At 37.6% G+C, this 18,817-nt stretch carries 21 protein-coding genes; 9 read left to right on the top strand and 12 right to left on the bottom strand.

Features of this window, described 5'->3' with window-relative positions:
- Positions 1–127: 127 nt before the first annotated feature.
- The 3 genes from CD001_RS05640 to CD001_RS05650 are packed head-to-tail and all read left to right on the top strand — an operon-like array spanning position 128 to position 2,190.
- Positions 128–1,321, top strand: a complete 1,194-nt coding sequence (locus CD001_RS05640; RefSeq protein WP_096186585.1) for an MFS transporter — start codon at positions 128–130, stop codon at positions 1,319–1,321.
- 24 nt (positions 1,322–1,345) lie between these two features.
- On the top strand, positions 1,346–1,720 hold the full coding sequence (locus tag CD001_RS05645) for a YybH family protein (protein ID WP_096186586.1): 375 nt from the start codon (positions 1,346–1,348) through the stop codon (positions 1,718–1,720).
- Positions 1,717–2,190: a DinB family protein gene (locus CD001_RS05650; RefSeq protein ID WP_306454058.1), complete on the top strand. Its 474-nt coding sequence runs from the start codon at positions 1,717–1,719 to the stop codon at positions 2,188–2,190. The genes CD001_RS05645 and CD001_RS05650 overlap by 4 nt, the downstream gene beginning before the upstream one ends.
- Positions 2,191–2,270: 80 nt before the next feature.
- On the opposite strand, the gene CD001_RS05655 is transcribed toward CD001_RS05650, so the two are convergent.
- From CD001_RS05655 to CD001_RS05665, 3 genes are all read right to left on the bottom strand, one after another.
- A complete protein-coding gene (locus CD001_RS05655) occupies positions 2,271–3,611 on the bottom strand; it encodes a DUF4179 domain-containing protein (RefSeq protein ID WP_179298614.1) in 1,341 nt (446 codons plus the stop codon).
- The gene (locus CD001_RS05660; protein WP_096186589.1) at positions 3,586–4,125 is read right to left on the bottom strand and encodes a sigma-70 family RNA polymerase sigma factor; all 540 of its coding nucleotides are present in this window, start codon (positions 4,123–4,125) and stop codon (positions 3,586–3,588) included. Before CD001_RS05660 ends, CD001_RS05655 begins: the two co-directional genes overlap by 26 nt.
- A gap of 407 nt (positions 4,126–4,532) precedes the next feature.
- Positions 4,533–4,964: a VOC family protein gene (locus CD001_RS05665; RefSeq protein WP_096186590.1), complete on the bottom strand. Its 432-nt coding sequence runs from the start codon at positions 4,962–4,964 to the stop codon at positions 4,533–4,535.
- Between the two features lie 210 nt (positions 4,965–5,174).
- Here CD001_RS05665 and CD001_RS05670 point away from each other — a divergent pair, with 210 nt between their 5' ends.
- Both CD001_RS05670 and CD001_RS05675 read left to right on the top strand, forming a co-directional pair.
- Positions 5,175–6,215, top strand: coding sequence for an ArsR/SmtB family transcription factor (locus CD001_RS05670; RefSeq protein ID WP_179298615.1), 1,041 nt, complete (start codon positions 5,175–5,177; stop codon positions 6,213–6,215).
- Positions 6,216–6,244: 29 nt separating this feature from the next.
- Positions 6,245–7,492 (top strand): MFS transporter, encoded by a 1,248-nt coding sequence (locus CD001_RS05675; RefSeq protein ID WP_096186592.1) that lies wholly within the window; start codon positions 6,245–6,247, stop codon positions 7,490–7,492.
- 598 nt (positions 7,493–8,090) lie between these two features.
- On the opposite strand, the gene CD001_RS05680 is transcribed toward CD001_RS05675, so the two are convergent.
- Positions 8,091–8,990, bottom strand: coding sequence for an arginase family protein (locus tag CD001_RS05680; protein WP_218839240.1), 900 nt, complete (start codon positions 8,988–8,990; stop codon positions 8,091–8,093).
- Between the two features lie 101 nt (positions 8,991–9,091).
- Between CD001_RS05680 and CD001_RS05685 the strand changes: the two genes are divergently transcribed.
- Complete coding sequence (locus CD001_RS05685) at positions 9,092–9,634, top strand: CGNR zinc finger domain-containing protein (protein WP_096186594.1); 543 nt, start codon at positions 9,092–9,094, stop codon at positions 9,632–9,634.
- A gap of 109 nt (positions 9,635–9,743) precedes the next feature.
- On the opposite strand, the gene CD001_RS05690 is transcribed toward CD001_RS05685, so the two are convergent.
- On the bottom strand, positions 9,744–10,826 hold the full coding sequence (locus tag CD001_RS05690) for an acyltransferase family protein (protein ID WP_096186595.1): 1,083 nt from the start codon (positions 10,824–10,826) through the stop codon (positions 9,744–9,746).
- A gap of 755 nt (positions 10,827–11,581) precedes the next feature.
- On the opposite strand from CD001_RS05690, the gene CD001_RS05695 reads away from it, so the two are divergent.
- Together CD001_RS05695 and CD001_RS05700 are read left to right on the top strand one after the other, a co-directional pair.
- A complete protein-coding gene (locus tag CD001_RS05695; protein ID WP_096186596.1) occupies positions 11,582–11,917 on the top strand; it encodes a lipoprotein in 336 nt (111 codons plus the stop codon).
- Positions 11,918–12,042: 125 nt separating this feature from the next.
- Complete coding sequence (locus tag CD001_RS05700) at positions 12,043–12,444, top strand: HIT family protein (protein ID WP_407081093.1); 402 nt, start codon at positions 12,043–12,045, stop codon at positions 12,442–12,444.
- Here CD001_RS05700 and CD001_RS05705 read toward each other — a convergent pair.
- The 3 genes from CD001_RS05705 to CD001_RS05715 form a co-directional block, all read right to left on the bottom strand.
- Positions 12,437–12,844 (bottom strand): hypothetical protein, encoded by a 408-nt coding sequence (locus tag CD001_RS05705; protein ID WP_096186597.1) that lies wholly within the window; start codon positions 12,842–12,844, stop codon positions 12,437–12,439. The two genes, CD001_RS05700 and CD001_RS05705, sit on opposite strands and share 8 nt — an antisense overlap.
- 58 nt (positions 12,845–12,902) lie before the next feature.
- Positions 12,903–13,877 carry a M23 family metallopeptidase gene (locus tag CD001_RS05710; RefSeq protein ID WP_257009717.1) on the bottom strand — a complete coding sequence of 325 codons (975 nt, stop codon included), beginning with the start codon at positions 13,875–13,877 and terminating at the stop codon, positions 12,903–12,905.
- Positions 13,878–14,122: 245 nt separating this feature from the next.
- Positions 14,123–15,904 (bottom strand): ABC transporter substrate-binding protein, encoded by a 1,782-nt coding sequence (locus CD001_RS05715; protein WP_096186598.1) that lies wholly within the window; start codon positions 15,902–15,904, stop codon positions 14,123–14,125.
- Between the two features lie 128 nt (positions 15,905–16,032).
- Between CD001_RS05715 and CD001_RS05720 the strand changes: the two genes are divergently transcribed.
- Entirely contained in the window at positions 16,033–17,274 is a 1,242-nt protein-coding gene (locus tag CD001_RS05720; RefSeq protein ID WP_179298617.1) for an MFS transporter, read from the top strand.
- Between the two features lie 9 nt (positions 17,275–17,283).
- Here CD001_RS05720 and CD001_RS26285 read toward each other — a convergent pair whose 3' ends face one another.
- The 4 genes from CD001_RS26285 to CD001_RS05735 all read right to left on the bottom strand — a co-directional run bounded on the left by CD001_RS26285 (position 17,284) and on the right by CD001_RS05735 (position 18,747).
- The gene (locus CD001_RS26285) at positions 17,284–17,439 is read right to left on the bottom strand and encodes a hypothetical protein (protein WP_179298618.1); all 156 of its coding nucleotides are present in this window, start codon (positions 17,437–17,439) and stop codon (positions 17,284–17,286) included.
- Positions 17,414–17,830: a nucleotidyltransferase domain-containing protein gene (locus CD001_RS05725; protein ID WP_096186600.1), complete on the bottom strand. Its 417-nt coding sequence runs from the start codon at positions 17,828–17,830 to the stop codon at positions 17,414–17,416. Before CD001_RS05725 ends, CD001_RS26285 begins: the two co-directional genes overlap by 26 nt.
- 205 nt (positions 17,831–18,035) lie before the next feature.
- A complete protein-coding gene (locus CD001_RS05730) occupies positions 18,036–18,260 on the bottom strand; it encodes a hypothetical protein (RefSeq protein ID WP_096186601.1) in 225 nt (74 codons plus the stop codon).
- 148 nt (positions 18,261–18,408) lie between these two features.
- A complete protein-coding gene (locus CD001_RS05735; RefSeq protein WP_096186602.1) occupies positions 18,409–18,747 on the bottom strand; it encodes a VOC family protein in 339 nt (112 codons plus the stop codon).
- Positions 18,748–18,817 lie beyond the last annotated feature (70 nt).

Below are 18,817 nucleotides of genomic sequence, written 5' to 3' on the forward strand. Positions count from 1 at the left end.
TACTCTATTTTCACTTTAAAGATAGAGGCTGGAGGGATGATATGGTTGTTAAGTATGAAGCTAGCACCAATGAAACATTGACAGCGGACAATCTTTCATTTTCGAAAATGAAAGAAAGGAGCTGTAAATGACGGTCTCCGCGAAAAAGAGAGTCATAGGAATCGCGCTCATTACTGCCATATCAGTAATCGGAGACGCCATGTTATTTATTGTGCTTCCTCTTTATTGGCAGGAATTCGGGCTGACCGCTTTATGGCAAATTGGTCTCCTTTTATCAATAAATCGATTTATCCGATTACCAATTAACCCGTTAGTAGGGTTATTTTATAAACATTTTCAATTAAGAACTGGTGTATTGATTGCTGTTATTTTAGCTGTCGTAACAACGGCATCATACGGATTGCTTCACGATTTTTGGCTGTTGGTCATGATGCGTGCCTTGTGGGGAGTTGCCTGGTCGCTTCTTCGCCTTGGTGGTTTCTTAACTGTAGTAGATGTAACAAATGAACAAAATAGAGGGCAGTATGTTGGATATTATAACGGTCTATGGGGTATCGGAGGCTTAATTGGAATGCTAGGCGGTGGATTTCTAGTTGACCAGACATCGATTGTTTTTGTGACATCATTATTTGCATGTTTAGGTGTATTAGCCATTCCAGCAGTATTGTATTTCGTCCCTGTAACGAAGGCGACAGAAGAAGAAAAGAAAATGCCGACAACCGCTACGAAATGGTTTACTCCTTATGTGGCGATGGTGTTAGTGACAGGGGTTGCAATGGGCTTTATTATATTTGGACTTTTTGCATCAACAATCAGTCCGCTCATTGAACGGACATATGTGAGTGAGTGGAGTATCGGGCAAATCATAATAGGTGCTGCGACATTGGCTGGAATCATTCAAGCGATCCGTTGGGGGTGGGATCCGTTTATTGCTCCGATAATTGGGAAAATGCTTGACTCTTCTGCTTCTATGCTTCGAATCCTGCTCATTCCATTAGTAGGTGGTGGTATTCTTTTTATCATTCTAGGGAATGTACGATCAATCCTATTACTTATCGTTTTGTTACTGTTTTTTCAGTTTCTTTCTACGATCTTTGTTACGACGACTGATACGCTGGCTACGAGTGCAGCCGCTCAAACAGATCGCGTGAAAGTGTTAACGGCACACACCGTCGTCGTTGATGTTGGCGCAGCTTTTGGGCCCTTTATATCGTTTTTAGTCATTGAGTATTACAGCTTAACATCGGTGTATGATTTAGCCGGAGCTTTACTCATCGTATTAGGAATGTTATGGACCGTTTTCAGCGCACGTAATCGATAAATTTGTCATTTTTGGAGGTTATCAATGAGTTATCAAGACGCATTAGAACAATATATCGTAGCGACGAACTCCCATCGTTTTGAAAATGTGAAAAATATCTTGCATGAAGATGCTGTATATTGGTTTACAGATAAAACGTGTGCAACGATGCAAGAAATCCAGCAATATTTTGAGCGAGCATGGGAGTTAATAAAAGATGAGGTCTACTCAGCTACAGATGTACACTGGCTTACTGTCGATGAAAAATCTGCGACTTGTATTTATATGTATCGTTATGAAGGGTATGTAAATGGAGAGTTTGTATCCGGGAGTGGTCGCGCAACGAATGTGTTCATTAAAGAAGATCATGGTTCTTGGAAATTGATCCACGAACATCTATCAAACTCAGTGGAGGGATGAAGGTGGAAAAGAGACATGAAATTCTTTTTACTCAGCTAAAATCGTATCGTGATTACTTTTTATACGAGCTTGAGGATGTAACAGAAAAGGAAGCAGAAATCATACCGACAGGATTTAAAAATAATATTCGCTGGAACATAGGACATGTATATATCGATCAATATTTATGGGTCCAAGTGTTAACAAAGGAAAAAGGACATTATCCTGAATCATTCAACTCATGGTTCGGATTTCGAACTTCTCCGAAAAATTTTACTGCTGACACACCATCCTTTGGTCAGTTAAAAGCGTTACTCGAAGAACAGCCAGCAAAAATTCAAAAACAATACGGAAATAGACTTGACGAGGAATTCGAGCCGACAGAGATGGGGATGTACACGTTAGAACAAGTGTTAGTTCGAACGATTTATCATGAAGGGATGCATACTCAATCTATTCTCGACTTAAAAAAGTGTATACGTGCTAATTAGCATTCGAGGAAGAATGTCTTACTGTTTGTTCATGGGAAGGGGTGTCCAAAAGGGTTAACTTTTGAGACACCCGAGCTAAATTATTTTAAATCGATGTCAATCGCTAAATCTTCAAAAACTTCATAAGTGCCATCATACATAAGTAATTGTAATTGGCTATTTTCATCTACTTTAGGGTAAGTAACTTCAATATATGAATCGCGGATCTTGTATGAACGAGCATCATATTCTTCGTTATTCGTATCATCTATCATTCTAGGAAAAAACGGAAGAGACGAATCCATATTAAAGTAAACGATTGTTTGGTCAATTTCGTGTCGGACATCGAGTACTTCAATTGGTGACTTCAATGGTAAAATAGCTCCTTTTTCGAGAGGTGTATCTATTTTTTCACCTATAAGTGATTTTTGATCGTTTGGACCTTCTTTTATTTCGCCAAATATGGTTCTAATATAGGGAGTGATGCGATACGAATATTCATCTACCCCTCTTGGAATTCGGACAAGTTCAATGTCTTTAGGAGGGAGATTTCCAAACTCGAGTTCGTAATAAAGGTTACTTTCTCTGCTGCTTACCCTCTCTAAAAACATTTCACCATCTTCTCCGTTTGCAACAACTAAGAAATCTAACAATTGTACGTCTTCGATATTCTTTTCATTTGAAAAGTTTGTTTTTGTGTTCACTTTTAGCTCTGTAGGCGTTAGCTCAGTTTTACCAACGTGAAATGTGTTGCCTCTTTCATCTTCTTTTGTCATATCAAAGTTATGTGTAAGGTGCTCTTGTTCTTTTTCAAGATCAAATTTAAAAACCCAATTTCCTTCGATACCATTCATTTCTTTAATGTGAAGTTCAATCTCCGGGTGATTTGAAAACCGTTCCAAATTATATGTTTCGGTTAAGATCTTTTCATACGAAGGCTGATTAGGCGGGTCCAAATAATAAGCCCCAAATCCTCCTAAAGATTTCCCGTCTACGATTAATTCGCTTTTTATATACACTTCATTGTCAGTTGGAAGGTAAGAACCATTGATATCAGCGCGGTAAGATAGAGCCAATTGGCTTTGATCAAGATATCCTTCTTCAAGGGTTACGGTTATATTTTTATCGGTCGCAACAAGTGTTAAGTCGGTGACTCTGCCTTCTTCTACCATTCTCTGTAATGCTTGATCTCCTTCTCTATAAAAAATACTGTCACGATTTTGGTCAGCAGCTGTGCTAAGGAAATAAGTCGCAATTAGCAGTGATCCAATAGCTAATACAAAAATGGAAGCTATACTGGCCATTATTTTTTGTCGATTGTAGGAGCGATTCGAGCTATGATTCTCAGAGCCTGTCACTGAGTGAACGAGTTGATTTAACTTCTGTTCAGGTACACGAACGTCGCTAACCATTTTTTTAACATCTCGTTGAAATTTCTCCATTATGTTCTCCTCCATTTCCCATTTTTTCTTTCATTTGAAAAAGTGTTCGATGCAATTGGGATTTAATCGTCCCTTCTGGTTTTTCTAAGGTATTAGCGATTTCTCGAATCGAGTATCCATAATAAAAGCGCAATAAAATAAGTGATTTCTGTTCAGGCTTTAATTTGTCAAATACGTTTTCTAAGTCAATTTTGATGACAGACTTTTGTTCTTCATTGATGCCTGGATCAAACCATTCATGTTCTAAGTAAACAACATCCTTCGACTTTCGAACAAAATCAATCGCTGTGTTGATTAAAATACGTGTCATCCATGTAGAAAAATAACTTTTGTCATTTAATTTATGAAAATTGCGGTACCCTTTTATCATCGCTTCTTGTACGAGATCCAGTGCATCCTGCTCATTTTTTACATAAGAGAATGCAATTTTATAAAGCATATTTTGTTCCTGTTTGATAAGCGTTTCAAATGTCGTTTTGTTAGAACGATTAAACAAAGATTTAATGATGGACATAGGATCCTCCTTTCTTCCTTGGTGTTGTTGGCGCGAGAGGTTGGAACCTCCACGGCAAGAAAGTTTAGCGGACACTGGATTCTTTATTTCCAGAAGCAGTGCATGATTTACCTTTTGATCGGCCATAGGTTCCGCTATCATAAAAAACAGCTCTTCTCCTCCGATTTTGTGAAAATAACGAATTTGCTGTCCCTGCATTAGCTGCAAAAACTGATACGTTTTGTTCATATTGCTGATTCAATGTCCGCCAAAATCGCAGACTCTGAAATGAGATTCTTCGAGAAATAACGATTACCGCTATTTTACTAGATTTTCATGCTAATCCATTTTTACTTATCTATTAGACAGCGTAAAGTTGAAAAACGTTCCAAAAAAGAGGTACCACCAAAAAAGTGGTACCTCGAAGTTCAAAACTTGCTATCATTTCTTGCCGGGTAGTCGCAATACTCGATAATTGTTCCTTCTGTGTCAGCAGGGTTTAAGTAAATGAGTCGCCTTCCGTGTTTATTGACTCTTAACGTATCTGGCAGCGTTCGAATCCCTAATACCTCTAATTCCTTCACGGCTTCATCCAGATTTTCAACCTCATAAGCGATATGATGGACGCCTTTTCCTTTTTGTTTTATAAAACGCGCTATTGGTGAGGTTGTATTATTTGTAGGCATAAGTAATTCGGTACGATTTCCGTTTACTTCTAAAATCGCAATCTCGCTTTCAACTCCTTGTGCTTCACTTCGATAACGGTCGATAAGCTTCCCGCCTAAAACATGTATATAAAAATCGATGCTTTCCTCTAAGTTTCGGACAGCTACTCCAATATGATCAAGTGTTTTCTCCATATTCGTCTCCTTTATTCCGTGTTTGCCTCATTTTATCATAAGTAGATGCTACGAATACCGAAGCAAAGTGAAAATTAGATAGATGTGTTCCGCCGAAATTTTTAGTCTTTTCGAAAAACTTCAAAATGTAATGTTGACAATTTTCAAATAATTAAATACAATGGTATTGAAAATATAAATTCGAAACTAATCGAAATGAGGGTTCGACTAATGAAAAAAATTTATCATTCTGTTTATGTTCGAGTATCACCAGTTATTGAATTGTTTGCTGCGATGTTTCGGGTCAATTGTCATGAACAATTAAAAGCTGATAGCAATCGGGTTCCTATAGAACTAGAAAATTGGGTTGTGAAAACAAGAGATTCTCTTTCAGGTGACCTAAAGTCCTCACTTGAGGTATTCTTTCATTTTGAAAGTTTCTTTGGACTTACGTTCATCAAAAGTATTTACGAATCAGAGAAGGATGGGGATATAGAAGTATTTTTATCATGGATAAAACAAATTTCGCCTGAAAGTTTGGTTCGTGAATTTTTAACGAGTGGCTACGGAAGCAGCAAAACGATACCAGCTAACATACAGTATGCTGGTGACGCTGCGAAGGTCATTTCGGATATGAACTTGCCAGAAGTAGAAAAGTGGAAGTTGACATACCTTTGTACGAATCAAGAGGAAACGAAAGAACGGTTTATTCATTTGATTGAGCAGTTTTATCGACAATTTTATTTTTCGGAAAAAGAAAAGCTCGCTAATATTCATGAGCAAAGTGCAAAAGAGTTAGAACGAGAATTGGAAGATGATCTGCCAGCTAAAATTTCAAGTCTCGTCAATATAGATTATGACATTAATCAGCAGGATGAAGTGATTACATTTATCCCGTCATATTTCTATGACAGCGCATCTTTACACATAGACAATTGGGAAGGAACGGTCCTGTTTGTTTATGGTGTCCGTCATCTGGAGCAAACGCTTCATAAACAGGTTGAGGAAGAACGGATGGTTGAAGGATTTAAAGCGCTTGCCGATGAAAATCGAATTAAAATGATCAAAATCCTAAATGAAAATCCGTGTTCCGGTTATGAGCTGGCACAAAAATTAGGGTTATCTAATTCAACCATTTCACATCACATTTCCATTCTGTCTTCCCAAGGTTTCGTCACAATCACAAAGCAAAATAAGAAAAAGGTTTATACAGTCAATAAAAAAATGGTCGGAACGGTTTTAAAATCAATGACAAACTTGCTTGCTGATTAAAGGGACAATACCCAAGGAGGGGAAGAGAAATGGATAATAGTTCTATATGGAAAAATAAAAACTTCTTATTGTTATGGGCTGGTCAAACGGTATCGAAGCTCGGCGATCGCTTTTTACAAATTGCACTTATTTGGTATATATATGAACAAACAGGATCCTCAATGGCATTAGGGGTAAGTCTTATTTGTTTTACAGTACCGATGGTTCTCGTTCAGCCAATCGCCGGAATTTTTGCAGACTTAAATGTTAAAAAGCAAATCATTGTGACGAGTGATTACCTTAACTCGTTTATGATGTTTGTCATTGCATTATTGTTATTCAGCGGCGAGCTGCCACTCCTTTATTTATATATTCTTATTGCTTTTTCTTCATCAATTACAGCCTTTTTTACACCTGCAATTCAATCATCTATTCCACTTATCGTAGCAGAAGAAAGTTTGCCGAAAGCAAATTCGTTAAATCAGTTCAGTATCCATATGAGTAATATTTTAGGACCCGTATTAGCAGGAGTTTTGATTGGGTTTATGGACCTTTGGCTGCTCCTATTTATGAGTGGTATTGCGTTTTTTATTTCGGCTTGTACGGAAATTTGGATTTCAATTCCGAAGGTTGAAGGCAATAAAGAAGGAACTAGGTTTGGAAAACGTTTTAAAGAGGGATTCACTTATTTGATGAAAAATACTCATCTGTTGTACCTCGTATTTGTAGGCGGGATCATCATCAACTTTTTACTTGCACCTCTAAGTGTATATTTGACGATTTTAAGCAGTGATGTCCTCGAAGTCGGTTCTACAGGGTTTGGCATGATGAACACATTCATCTCAGTTGGTGCTATAACAGGTATTCTTCTCATGTTTCTCAATGTTTTTAAAGATAAGTTTAAAATGGTGATTATCGGTCTTTCGCTTGAAGGGGTAGCTCTGTTGATAATGGGGACAGTGACAGTGTTCTACGTATCACTAGCTGGATTATTTGTGTTAGGTCTCGGTCTCACGTTGGCAAGTGTCGGCATAACTACGTTATATCAAACGATTATCCCAAAGGAAAAAATGGGGCGGGTCATGAGTTTAGTGTCAACGGCTTTATTAACGGTCGTTCCAATCGGGACATTGGTCGGTTCAATGGCTGTAAACTATCTCGATTTAGAGCTTATTCTCATTCTATCCGGTTCTTTAGTTACGGTTTCGGGTTTATCATTAATCTTCCTTTTGCTAAAGGTGACAAATCGTTCATTAAAAGAAGAAAGCAATTTGCAGGAAAGGGGTATGAGAGCATAATAACTTTATATGACATGTGGCGTCAGGGGCCATTGTGCTTCTGGCGTTTTTAGAATGTTTAAGGTAAAAAAATCAAAGGCTTCTTACTGGACCATTGTATTTGTATATATGAAGTATGTGAGTTGGTTTTAGTCTAAAATATTTAGTCTAAAATATAAGGTTTCTACACGTCCGAAAGCCGCATTTTTCCATTTGAAAAATGCGGCAGTTTAAAAAACAGGTTGTTTGCTTTTTAAAATATAAGAACTTATAAAATATCAGCCTCTCGATTGATGTCTAGACTAGCAGGCACGAGCTTCCACACGGATGTGGTGACTTCGGCGTTCCCGGAGGACGCGGGGGTTTTAGCCGAAGATCTTATCTTACGAGTTGTCTCGACGGACAGGACGTCCTAATGCCGGGCATGCCATAGGACGTGGCGTATTGCCCGGTTGACGGATCTAGCTTCAAAGTGATACTAGAAGAGGAAGAGGCAGCGCTTTTCTTAAAAATCAAAAGTTCATTGTTGAACCGATATAAAAATTTCAACAAACGTGCGCCGATAATTGAAGATCATTTATTTCCGACTGGGTTATTTAGGGCAACATTGTCATCTTTATTATTTTAAAACTTCAATGAGCATATCAGAGAAGGCTTTTGTCACTTCACTATTATTATCTAATTCAGGGTCTAGAATTGTTACGTTCATACCTATAATTTTATGAGACTGAAGTAGTGTCTTTAGTAACACTTTAAGTTCCGAAAACTGTAGTCCGTTAGGTTCTGGACAATCAACACAAGGCATAATTGAAGCATCCAACACATCAGCGTCTAAATGGAGCCAATAACCATCAACACCTTCTTGACTTACAAAATCATTCAAATGCTCTGTCGTTTTATCCAACCCTTCACGTTTTACGTTTGCTGCACTCAAACAAGTAATCCCATCCCTCTCAGCTTCCGCAATAATATCTTGCTCAGGATCAGATTCACGGTAACCAAATGTAAGTACATCTTTGCTATAAATATAAGGTTTCCGGTGCTCTAAATTCGATAAAATATCTGTGCCTTTTCCCGTAATAATGGCTAAAGCCATCCCTCCAACAACAGCATTTTCTCTATTTCCTTTGTGGTAATAGTCTGGATGCGCATCAAGATGAATCAAACCAAATCTTCCTTTACGTGCTAAAGCAAGAGTATTTCCGACTAATATACTGCAATCACCACCTAATATTACTGGAAATCCTTTAGTGTCCAGAACCTCTTCTACCGCATCTGCTAAATCAATTGAATAAGAGGCCAACAAGTTGCCATTAAGTGCCCCATCATTATAAACTTTTTCCTCTGGGTAAGTTGGTTTAGGTATTATCTTTGTATCTGTAACGTCGAGTGATGAGTGAAAACCAACCTTTTTTAGGGCATCTGGGAGTTTATCACATCCTCTTTCTTTTCCATTAGCATGTCTGCTCAATCCAAGATTTACTGGGGCGTGAATGATGTGAATATCTTTTTTCACCATAATCATCTCCTTTAGTTTGGACTTGACTCTAACAATATGTAAGATTTAAAATATTGTTTGAGTATTACAATAACACACTATATGTAAGGGGTAAAGATTAAATGAAGTATTACAGTGATGGTTGGTTAACATTCACATTAGATATCGTTAATAGCTATGACCCTTTTTTTGAAGTACCTGAACAGCTATCTAGCCCAAATGATTTGAATAGTCTGTTTAGAAAACATGACATATTTTCATTGAAAACCTCCACTTTTGAAGATGTATTAGCTATTCGTACTTACCGGGACGAACTACGGTCACTAATTCAGGAAGGAAACGATTCAAGGTTGGTTGAATTTCTCGTGCAGTATGAATCAAAAAGCCCAATGCAATTACGTTTATCGACACTTGGAAATGGGAGATTTACGTTTGTTTATGAGCAACATGAAAAAGCTCCCTTGATAAACCAGATCTTAGCGCTCTGTTCGTTTTCTTTAGGAAAAGAATTGGTTGAGTACGGAAGAGGACGTTTAAAGTCATGTATTTCAAAACCTTGTGAAGAAATCTTTATAGATCGATCAAAAAATGGACGTCAACGTTTTTGTAGTAAAAAGTGCTCCAATCGTTTTCATGTTCAAAAGCATCGACAACTAAATACTTAATCGTCAAATGTTTAAATGAGTCAGTTTTAAACAAAGGGAAGCTGCCCAGTCAATTGTTAGATAACCGGGCAGCTTTTTTCACGTATGGAAGGTTTATTGATATGAATGACTACTTTGGAGAAGGACTTTTTATATAAGCACCTCTGTCCTTTGTTACTTTCGGTACCGGGATCGTTTTTCCGATTAAAAATGGACTGAAAGGAATGATCGATAATATTTTTGAAACTAAAATCGCACCTATAATCGCGTATACCGTTGCAAAAACGAAATACGCCAACGGAGGCAGAAAATCGATTGGCTGTAAATAATAGAGAAATATTTTATGAATCAAATATATATTAAATGAAAATTTACTAATAAACAGGATCAGCTTTGGTACTTGTTTAAACACTGATGTGAGTAAAATGATTGTAAAAATCATACCTGTTGTGTATATAACCATATCTACTCTCTTTGAAGAAACAATGTCTAAAATATCGCTTCTCACTAGGAAAATAAGAAGAAGCATCGCTCCTATTGGAATAACCGGGACGAGCATTTTATATTCAACAAGCTTTTCCTTCAACAGCTGATAGTTTTTCCCACAGTAATAGCCTAAAGCAAAATAAAATAGCCAACCGACAAACAGAAGCCAATACCCTCTTTCCCAAATATAAGCTGCATATGGTGAGTTTGCTGGTTCTGTAAAGTTAAAAAAAGCTAAGTATCCAATGTTAATGATAAACGTCAACGATAAAATAATTTTCGGAGACCATTTTGATAATTGCTTATGCAGAAAGACGTGTAAAAGATAAAATTGAAAAATAATTAAGATAAAATAACCGGTATATCCACCTAAAAAAAGGTTTAAAAAAGTATTTTGAAATAACTCGGTTTGCGAGTTGCTTTCAACGACTGCAAATACTAACGCCATAAAAGCAAAAGGGATGAGTAAAAACTTAATCCTTTTCATGAAAAAACCTTTTGGAACGCCGTTTGGATATGAATGAGCTAACAGTAGCTCAGATATAAAGACGAATGCAGGAGTTCCGAAAAAAGCCATAAACCTTACTAAGATTAAAGCATATTCATCTATTTGTGGAATGGTTTGTTCATAGTTGGCCAATGTTGTATTAACGGCATGTGTAATGACTACGGCGATGCATGAGATTGCTCTAAGCCAATATGCCTCATGTATTATTTTCTTTTCCACTATGCAACGCTCCTTAAATAATCGAAAAATGTATATATAAGTCCCCACATCTGTTGGAGCCCATGTGTGACACTCGTAAGTAATTCTTTTGCTCTCCATCTTTAAACACGCACTATTAGATCAACCGTTTATAAACAAGTAATGATCAAGCTTGCATTTTTTACAGTGCCCTTAAAGTGACAAAAATATAGCAAAACAAATTCAGTGAATGTATATAGAAAGCTCATACATTTATAATGTTCGAAAAAGACTGTGAATATTTGTTCGTTCATGATTCAATCAAAGAAGGTGGAATAAAATTAGTCAATAATAACAGAAAAAATGGTTTTCAGTATCGTTTTTTATATACTTGTTGATTTTGAAAAGTTACGGAGACACCAGCAACTAGTATTTTCATCACGAGCTTCCACAAGGATGTGGTGCTTTGGTGTCCCCACAGGATACGGGGTTTTAGCCAGTATTGCTCTGTAGCTGTCTGCGTCAACCGGCCAATACGACACGTCCTGTCCGTCGAAGCAACTCGTTAGGTTAGATCTTCAGAAGAGAAAGAATCCTTGCCCGCGGCAAAGAAGACACTACGAATGCAAAAGAAGTGCAGCACGAGTAGATGTCGCATTTGTGCTCTGGAGTGAAAGCGTCCAGCGATAGCGATTTCGAACTTTAAGTGCGGAAGTCCTCCAAATTCATCGGAAGGTGCAAGTACTAAGAAACGCTCATATGAAAATGACGACAAATGATGTAAAGGAGGAAGCAATTTGCATAAACTGTTCTTAATCATTGTTCTTACTCTTATGGTTGCCGGGTGTTCTCAAACTCTAGAATACAAAGGAATATTAACGATGGATCAGGTACTAGAAATCGATTCTGAAGCCGATGCGTTTGAGTGGAATGATAACGTGTATAAAACAGGAATAGGTTGGATCGAGGAAGTGGAATTGTCGATAGGCGAGCAAATTGGTGAAATATTTGAGGATAAAGCAACGCATTTACATGAAGGTACAAAAATATATTCAGCGAATGAGCGAAGCGAAATTCTAATCGTCAAAGAGAATGGAGAAGAAAAAAGATATTTACTTATGGCAGGTGAATGATTTTCGACTTAAAAAGGGAGTGAAAGTCGTGCGCAAAATAACGATGTCCTGCGAAAAAACAGTAGAAGTCGACTGCTTGAGCTGTGCAATTACAAGCGCGTGACATACAACCTGAAGGTGGTACCGTGATAGAAACTAAACATTTTCATGTTCACCAAGATGTTGCTTATCCGATCAAAGGTTTGATGATTCTCGCATCGAAGCGTCATATAAAAGCCTTCGATCAATTAAATGAAGCAGAAAAAATTGACTACATCCACACATTAACGAAGGTGCGTGGAGCACAGAGAAAAGTACTTGGAATTGAACATGTTTATTATTTTTATAATGAAGACACGACCCATCATTTTCATACGTGGATGGTTCCGCGTTATGAGTGGATGTATCAATATGGACGTTCAGTGGAGTCACTGCGTCCAGTGTTGCTGTATGCTAGAAATAATTTAAACGAGCAGGAGCATAAAGAAGAAGTCTTGGCATGTATTCAAGCATTAACAGAAGAATTAAATAAAGAAACGATTAAGTAATATTAGATGCTTTCCTTACTTTTTTCTGAGTTATTCGATATAAAAACAAGTATAAAACGAAAGCAATTGTTTGTACGACTTGAAAACCGTTTATGAGAAGTGAATACATATATCCGATTAAAGCGATCGAAAGCACAATCATACAAATCCACGAAAGGTATTTCAAATGGGTTTGCTTCCTTTCATTTAAACTAGATTTGTTTGCCGAAATGTAGATCAATCCAAAAGGAAGTTCTGCCAGACCAATCAAATAAAAGACAAGTCCAATTGTTAAATCATTCGAAACAAAGACCCAGGCCATAAATAAAAAGGAGGAGAGAATACATGAGAGGGCAACATGAAAGATTGGGTTTTCTTCATTGCTTTTTTGTCGCGTTTCATTCAATAAATGGTTACTCATCTATTCCACCTCTAGTTTTTAAACAATCGTTTAATATGAATGGACCGATACGGTCATATTAAAATCCTGTAACGGTATCTCCCCTTACTGGATCGATATCATCTTCAAATTGTATTCTGATCGATGAAGCTGTTTCCCATTCTAAGCTGTCTGACACGTGGAAGTGAATGTGGGGTTCACTTGAGTTTCCTGAATTTCCACATAAACCTAACAGGTCACCAGCAGTCACTTCGTCTCCTTCGCTCACTTCAACACTGTCCTCTTTAAAATGAGCAATTACACTAAATTCATTATTCTCATGTTCAATGATGACATGATTTCCTAATGGTTCCTCTTCATTTGTATCGACAGTTGGGGTGTTGTCGGCGATATTATTTTCGACAGCGACTACTTGCCCGTCAGCTGGTGCAACAACTTCTTTTCCAAAGGCATAGTAGCTTGCATTATCTGCAGGGTCACCTTCAAATGTCGTTTCATCTTTTACAATGAGTAAATCATACGCATATCGTTGGCTTTCCAATGCATAGTGATAGTTGACAAGTTCATTCGTTCCACCCCAGAAGGTAAACCATTCCTCGGTAATCGGCATTCGGTACACATTGTCAGTGAATTGCTCGTCACTCTCTGGATAATTACTCACAGGTATTAGCTGTAAGCCTTCAATCGTCAGATCATCTGCAAAATAACTGCGAATCCCTTTATCCCCTTGATCATTTAGCCATTGATATTCGGTGAAAACTTGATAAGGCATTTCAGAAACGAGCTCATAGCTTTCTACCCCTTCATTAAAATCTTCACCGAGCGAAATGAATTGGTCTTCTGATACATTCGTTTTGAAATCTTCACTCGTTTGTTCGTAGAGCGCTTCAAAATTTTCGGCTAAAAATTCGTCAGCAAATTGTTCTGGTGCAACAGGATCATGAACCGCATTCCCATTATCATCATTGTTATCAGAGTCTTCCTCTTCTCCTCCACATGCAGCAATCGAGAATGATAGCAATAAGATACTAGCCACGTTTAAGTATAGTTTCAATGTAAAGACACCTCTTCTTTCATTTCTCTATGGTTTGTTATACGAATCGACCGAATTGGAAGTTTCATGAAATTGTTGAATGAACTGTCAACAGAAAAAGAGGACCTTATTTTAACAAAAAACGTTGATTTTATTCTGTTTAAGGACAAAATCCGTTATTAAGGGAAAAATATGAGTACAGGGCTACATATTCACATCTAGCGGTTCTAACGCTGGCAATGAAGTTTTACAGATCATCTAAATACTTAATATTTATACCATAGCTTGTCGTATTTCAGCCGGTTATACCGGTTGATCTCAACCCCTTGTAACCGTTCATCAGCCTCAATGTGCGTGTGTACTTGGCGCTGGTATAAGAAAATGAGGTAATGGTTGTCGAGTAGGAACGACTCGAGCTGACGCAGACGGGTATAGGCCATTTCTGTACTCTCACTTTGATAGATCGATATTAAATGTGCATCAAGATGAAGCTTCGCTTGCGGTGGTATCGTATTGTAAATAAAACTGTATGGCGACGTATAAGCGTTAAGCATGGAGACAAGACGGTCTTCACCGAGACTGAATCCAGCAATAATCATGTCTGTTTTTGCTAGCTGTTCTTCAGTAGCTAAGTCATGAATGTCAACAATATTCGTATGCAAAACTAAACCGAGCTTCTTAAATGCTTTTTTTAGTTGTTTTAATTCAAAACCAAAATAGGCATTATGAGCGAGACAAGTGGACGTTAATGTAAGCTCGGCTCCTTGATAGCCTTTGTCTTTCATCCACTTTCTAGCTTGATCAATATTCGTTTGCTGTCTAAGTGCGCCAGCTTCTGTGTCAAAAAAGCTGTCTGGAAACCAAACGTCATGATACGGGTGATCTTGGAAAAGTCCAGCTCTGTCTATTCCTTTTGATAACATGCTGCGAAACTCATTGTCTGTGTGAATCCCTTGTTTTTGTTGGTTACAAATAATAAACGTTCCTCCGACTTCAGGACGATACCAGTCATAATGTTTAATTGTCTTCGTATTACGATCGACAATCCGGTAATCAACTTGACTTTGAGGAGTGTTGGTGATTTGAGGAATTTCATAAAGCTCTACTCTGTCAAGCTGAGGCCGGTATCCGTAAAAATGGTTATGTGCTTCTAAAATGAGGTGTCCTTTTGTGTGAGATGTAATTTCATAGGGGCCGCAGCCCGTCGGATTCGATCGGAATCGTTCTGGATCTTTCTCAAATACATGTGGCGGAATAATCATCATCGAATGATCAGTAAATAGATGAAGAAAGAGTTGGTTAGGGCTTTTTAAGTAAATATCAAGGATATTTGGAGCGGTGGTTTTCGTCTTTTCAATTGTATAAAGCATCTTTCTTTTCCAACCGTCAGAAAGGTACTTCCGCCAAATCCGAATGTTGTTTTCAATTGTTGTTGACGTTAAAGTACTCCCGTCATGGAAGTAGACACCTTTTCGTAAGTATAATCTCCATACTCGACCATTTTCAAACGACTCCCAATGATAGGCAAGTTCAGGCGTAAAGCACTTGTTTTCTTCATCAAAAATAAGAAGACGATTAAATACGTGCTCACAAAGATGACCTTCATGTCTCGTGTTCGCTTCCCAAGGAATTAAGCTTTTAATTGACCGGTAATATGGATAACTGAGCACATCTCTTCCTTTCTCACTGATGTGGGAAGGGGTCCACTGGAATTGGTTCTCAAGAAATTTTACGAATGGTTCCTCTAATGTTGGCTGATCCTCCAACCACTTTAAAGCGTGCTTAATGTGCCCACGTTCAATCCATGATTGAATTTTCTCTTTTTCAATTTCTTTTGGAGTGACTTTGAAACTGATTTTTGAAGAATTCCCTCTTCCACGACCAGGCTTCCAGTCAACCCACCCATTGGCTTGCAACTGTTTGACAATTGTTTTTGCGTGCCGAGGAGAACAGTTGAGCTGTTCCGCTATTGAGGAGACTGGAACATAACTTTCATTCGGACCCCATACTGAAAAAAGGGTGAAGTAATGCTCTTCCAATTTCATCATCTTTTACCTCATTTCTTTATAAAAGGTGAAGTGATATTTTCCTGAGATTCGCACTTTTTGTTCTTCTTTTTTCATTGTAACATATGAAAGCCATCAATTTTCTCCAAATGATGAAGGGAGTGGCTATAGTGGAGGAAGCGAGAAAACTAGATGATAAGATCATTGAAGAAAAAGTTAGTCCTTCTTTGTGGAAAAATAAAAACTTTTTACTCCTATGGGGAGCAAGTACATTATCGTTAACTGGGCTGCAAATCTATGCGATTGTTATGCCACTATTAATTTATGAAATGTCCCAAAGTGCTTTAGCAATGAGCGGAATTAGGGTTATGGAAATATTGCCTAATGTCATATTGGGTATTATTGCAGGGGTCATTGTTGACCGTGTGAATAGAAAGAGGATTATGACTTTGATGGTCGTGATCCAATGGTTTGCAATTGGTGCTATTCTCTTACTCGTAATGCTTCATATGATCGAATTATGGTCACTATTTTTACTAGGTTTTCTGTTTTCAAGCTCAGGCTATTTTTTTGGAAATGCGCACCATTCAGCATTACCACAAATAGTTGCAAAACACCAGCTGACTGAAGCGAATGCAAAGTACACGTTTACTGATACATTGATTCGCATGATTGGTCCAGGGATAGCAGGATTTATTCTCGCTGCGACGTCTTTTCAAGGAACGATGCTTATTCAGTTTTTATGTATGTCAGCTATGTTGCTGCTCATATTCATGACGAACATTCCGAATGTACAACGGGCCCCAGTGAAGACATCGTTTAGAGCAGACATTAAAGATGGAATTGTCGAGCTTATCGGTAATCGAATGATCTTTATTCCAACGATTGCAATCTTATTTAAAAATCTAGCATCAAGTATGGTCATCGGTGTATTAATCTTTTTTGCTGTTGATTTACTTGGAGCATCTGAATCTGAAGTAGGGTTAATGTTAGGCTTAAGTGCAGTTGGTGGATTAATCGGAGCACTAACGGTTAAACGAATGATCAAATACGTTCCAAGAGGAAAATTATTTACGTATATTATGGTGATGGACATGCTCGGGTTCGGTTCGTTATTGTTCGTGCAAACTTGGTGGGGGATCGGACTTGCTATGGCACTTCAAGCTTTCGCTGTATCAGTATCGAATATTATTTATTTAGCGATTCGCCAGGAGTACACGCCAAATCATTTATTAGGTCGGGTATCAGGGACGTCATCGATGCTGATGAAGTTGACGATGCCGATCGGGTTAATTTTTGCTGGTATGTGGGCAGAATGGATGTCCGTCCGCATGTTATTTGGATTTTCTGTTACAATCCTAGCCGTCCTGTTCATTTCTATGCACCGAACTGTCTTTTATAAAATGAAATAAGAAGAGTTATTATAGAAGCTTTAACACACTATCTTTTACTTCAAAAGGTAAAGGCTGCTTAACGGATCTTTCTAACAGTTTTGGATGATCGACACCGTATGTCATGAAATGTTTTTCGATTAATTGTGCTTTATCCTGTTTATTCGGGATTAGCTGATATAACACATACCAATCTTCCAAAGAGCATAGCGGGATCTTCGTTATTTAACTTCATCTTATTTGTAATCGACTCATTGCTAAAAAGAAATCGATATATCCCAGCTTCATGTTGTATCGCAAATCCCCCCATGATGTCGATGCTTGTACCTTTTATTGTGTACTTTGAAAAATACGTTGTTTGAAAAGGCGCCTTATGAGCAGCAGTTTCTTGATTTCCAAGAGTCTTAAGGATTTTATTTAAGTGAGCGGCGTCATTTTCACTTACGATGATGTCGATATCATTCGGGTGGTCAATTAATTTATGAAAATGCAGCAGGAGCGAACCGCCGACTGCCCAAGTCATTTGTTCATCATTCAATTTGTTCTTTTTATGGGGACTTAGGATCCGCTCTATCAACAAAATAACCCGCTTTTTAGTCGTTTGAGGACAGGAGGTAAGCTATTGACGGCAAACTGACTAAAAAGCCTTTCTTGATTGCATCATAACGGAATGTCCGTTGTCATACAAAATCATGCGATTTTAATCGTTATAGCTGATCTCATGTCCGTTATACTTTTATTATAGACATTTGACTAGTATCAACTGTGTTGCCTGAGAAACATTACATTTCTTCAGTCTCTTGATTTCCTTTATGAATACTTTTCATATTTGCTAGCCATAAAAAGCTTACGAGCATATAGTAAATAGCTACTATTGATAAGCTATCAGTTACATTTTCCCAGACTGGTTTCGATAAAATAAAATGTCCCCAGAGAAAAAATGCAATAAAAAATGTAAAAGGCTTTATAATATGTACCATTGAATATAAAATCTTATCAAACTTCATTTTTAACACCTACATACTTAATTTTAGAAGTGATATGTCCATATTACCATTAATAATCTACAGAGGGGACTTTGGACATCAGAATCACTACTTTCAAAGAAGACGGTCTAAGTGTATCCTCACTTTTAGACCGCCTTTAATCGATCTATCAACTTAGAACTTCAACCGTAAATCCACCTGGAGCTTCTATATAAAATGTGTACCCATGCGATCTTTGTGGCGGTTCGACATCGTAGCCATCCTCTTTTAATCGTTTGTTTAATTCATCTACTTTTTCTTCACTTTCTTGTATAAAGCCGATATGAAATGTTTCAGGGTATTTAATATTCGCACCTTTCATTAACGTTAAAACAAGTCCGTCCTCGTCAAACATCGCAGCGAAAGCTCGACCGCGAGTACTGACAGTTTTTAAATGAAAGTATTTCTCTAAAAAATCTTGAGCTGCTTTCACATCCGTTACAGTAAGGTTAAGGTGATTAAGCTTCATTTTACAACACTCCTTTTTTTATTCTAATTTCAGAATATCAAATTCATGCAAGTGAGAAACTTTAGCAATT

This window comes from Evansella halocellulosilytica, from assembly GCF_002335745.1.
GTDB lineage: Bacteria > Bacillota > Bacilli > Bacillales > Salisediminibacteriaceae > Bacillus_CA > Bacillus_CA halocellulosilytica.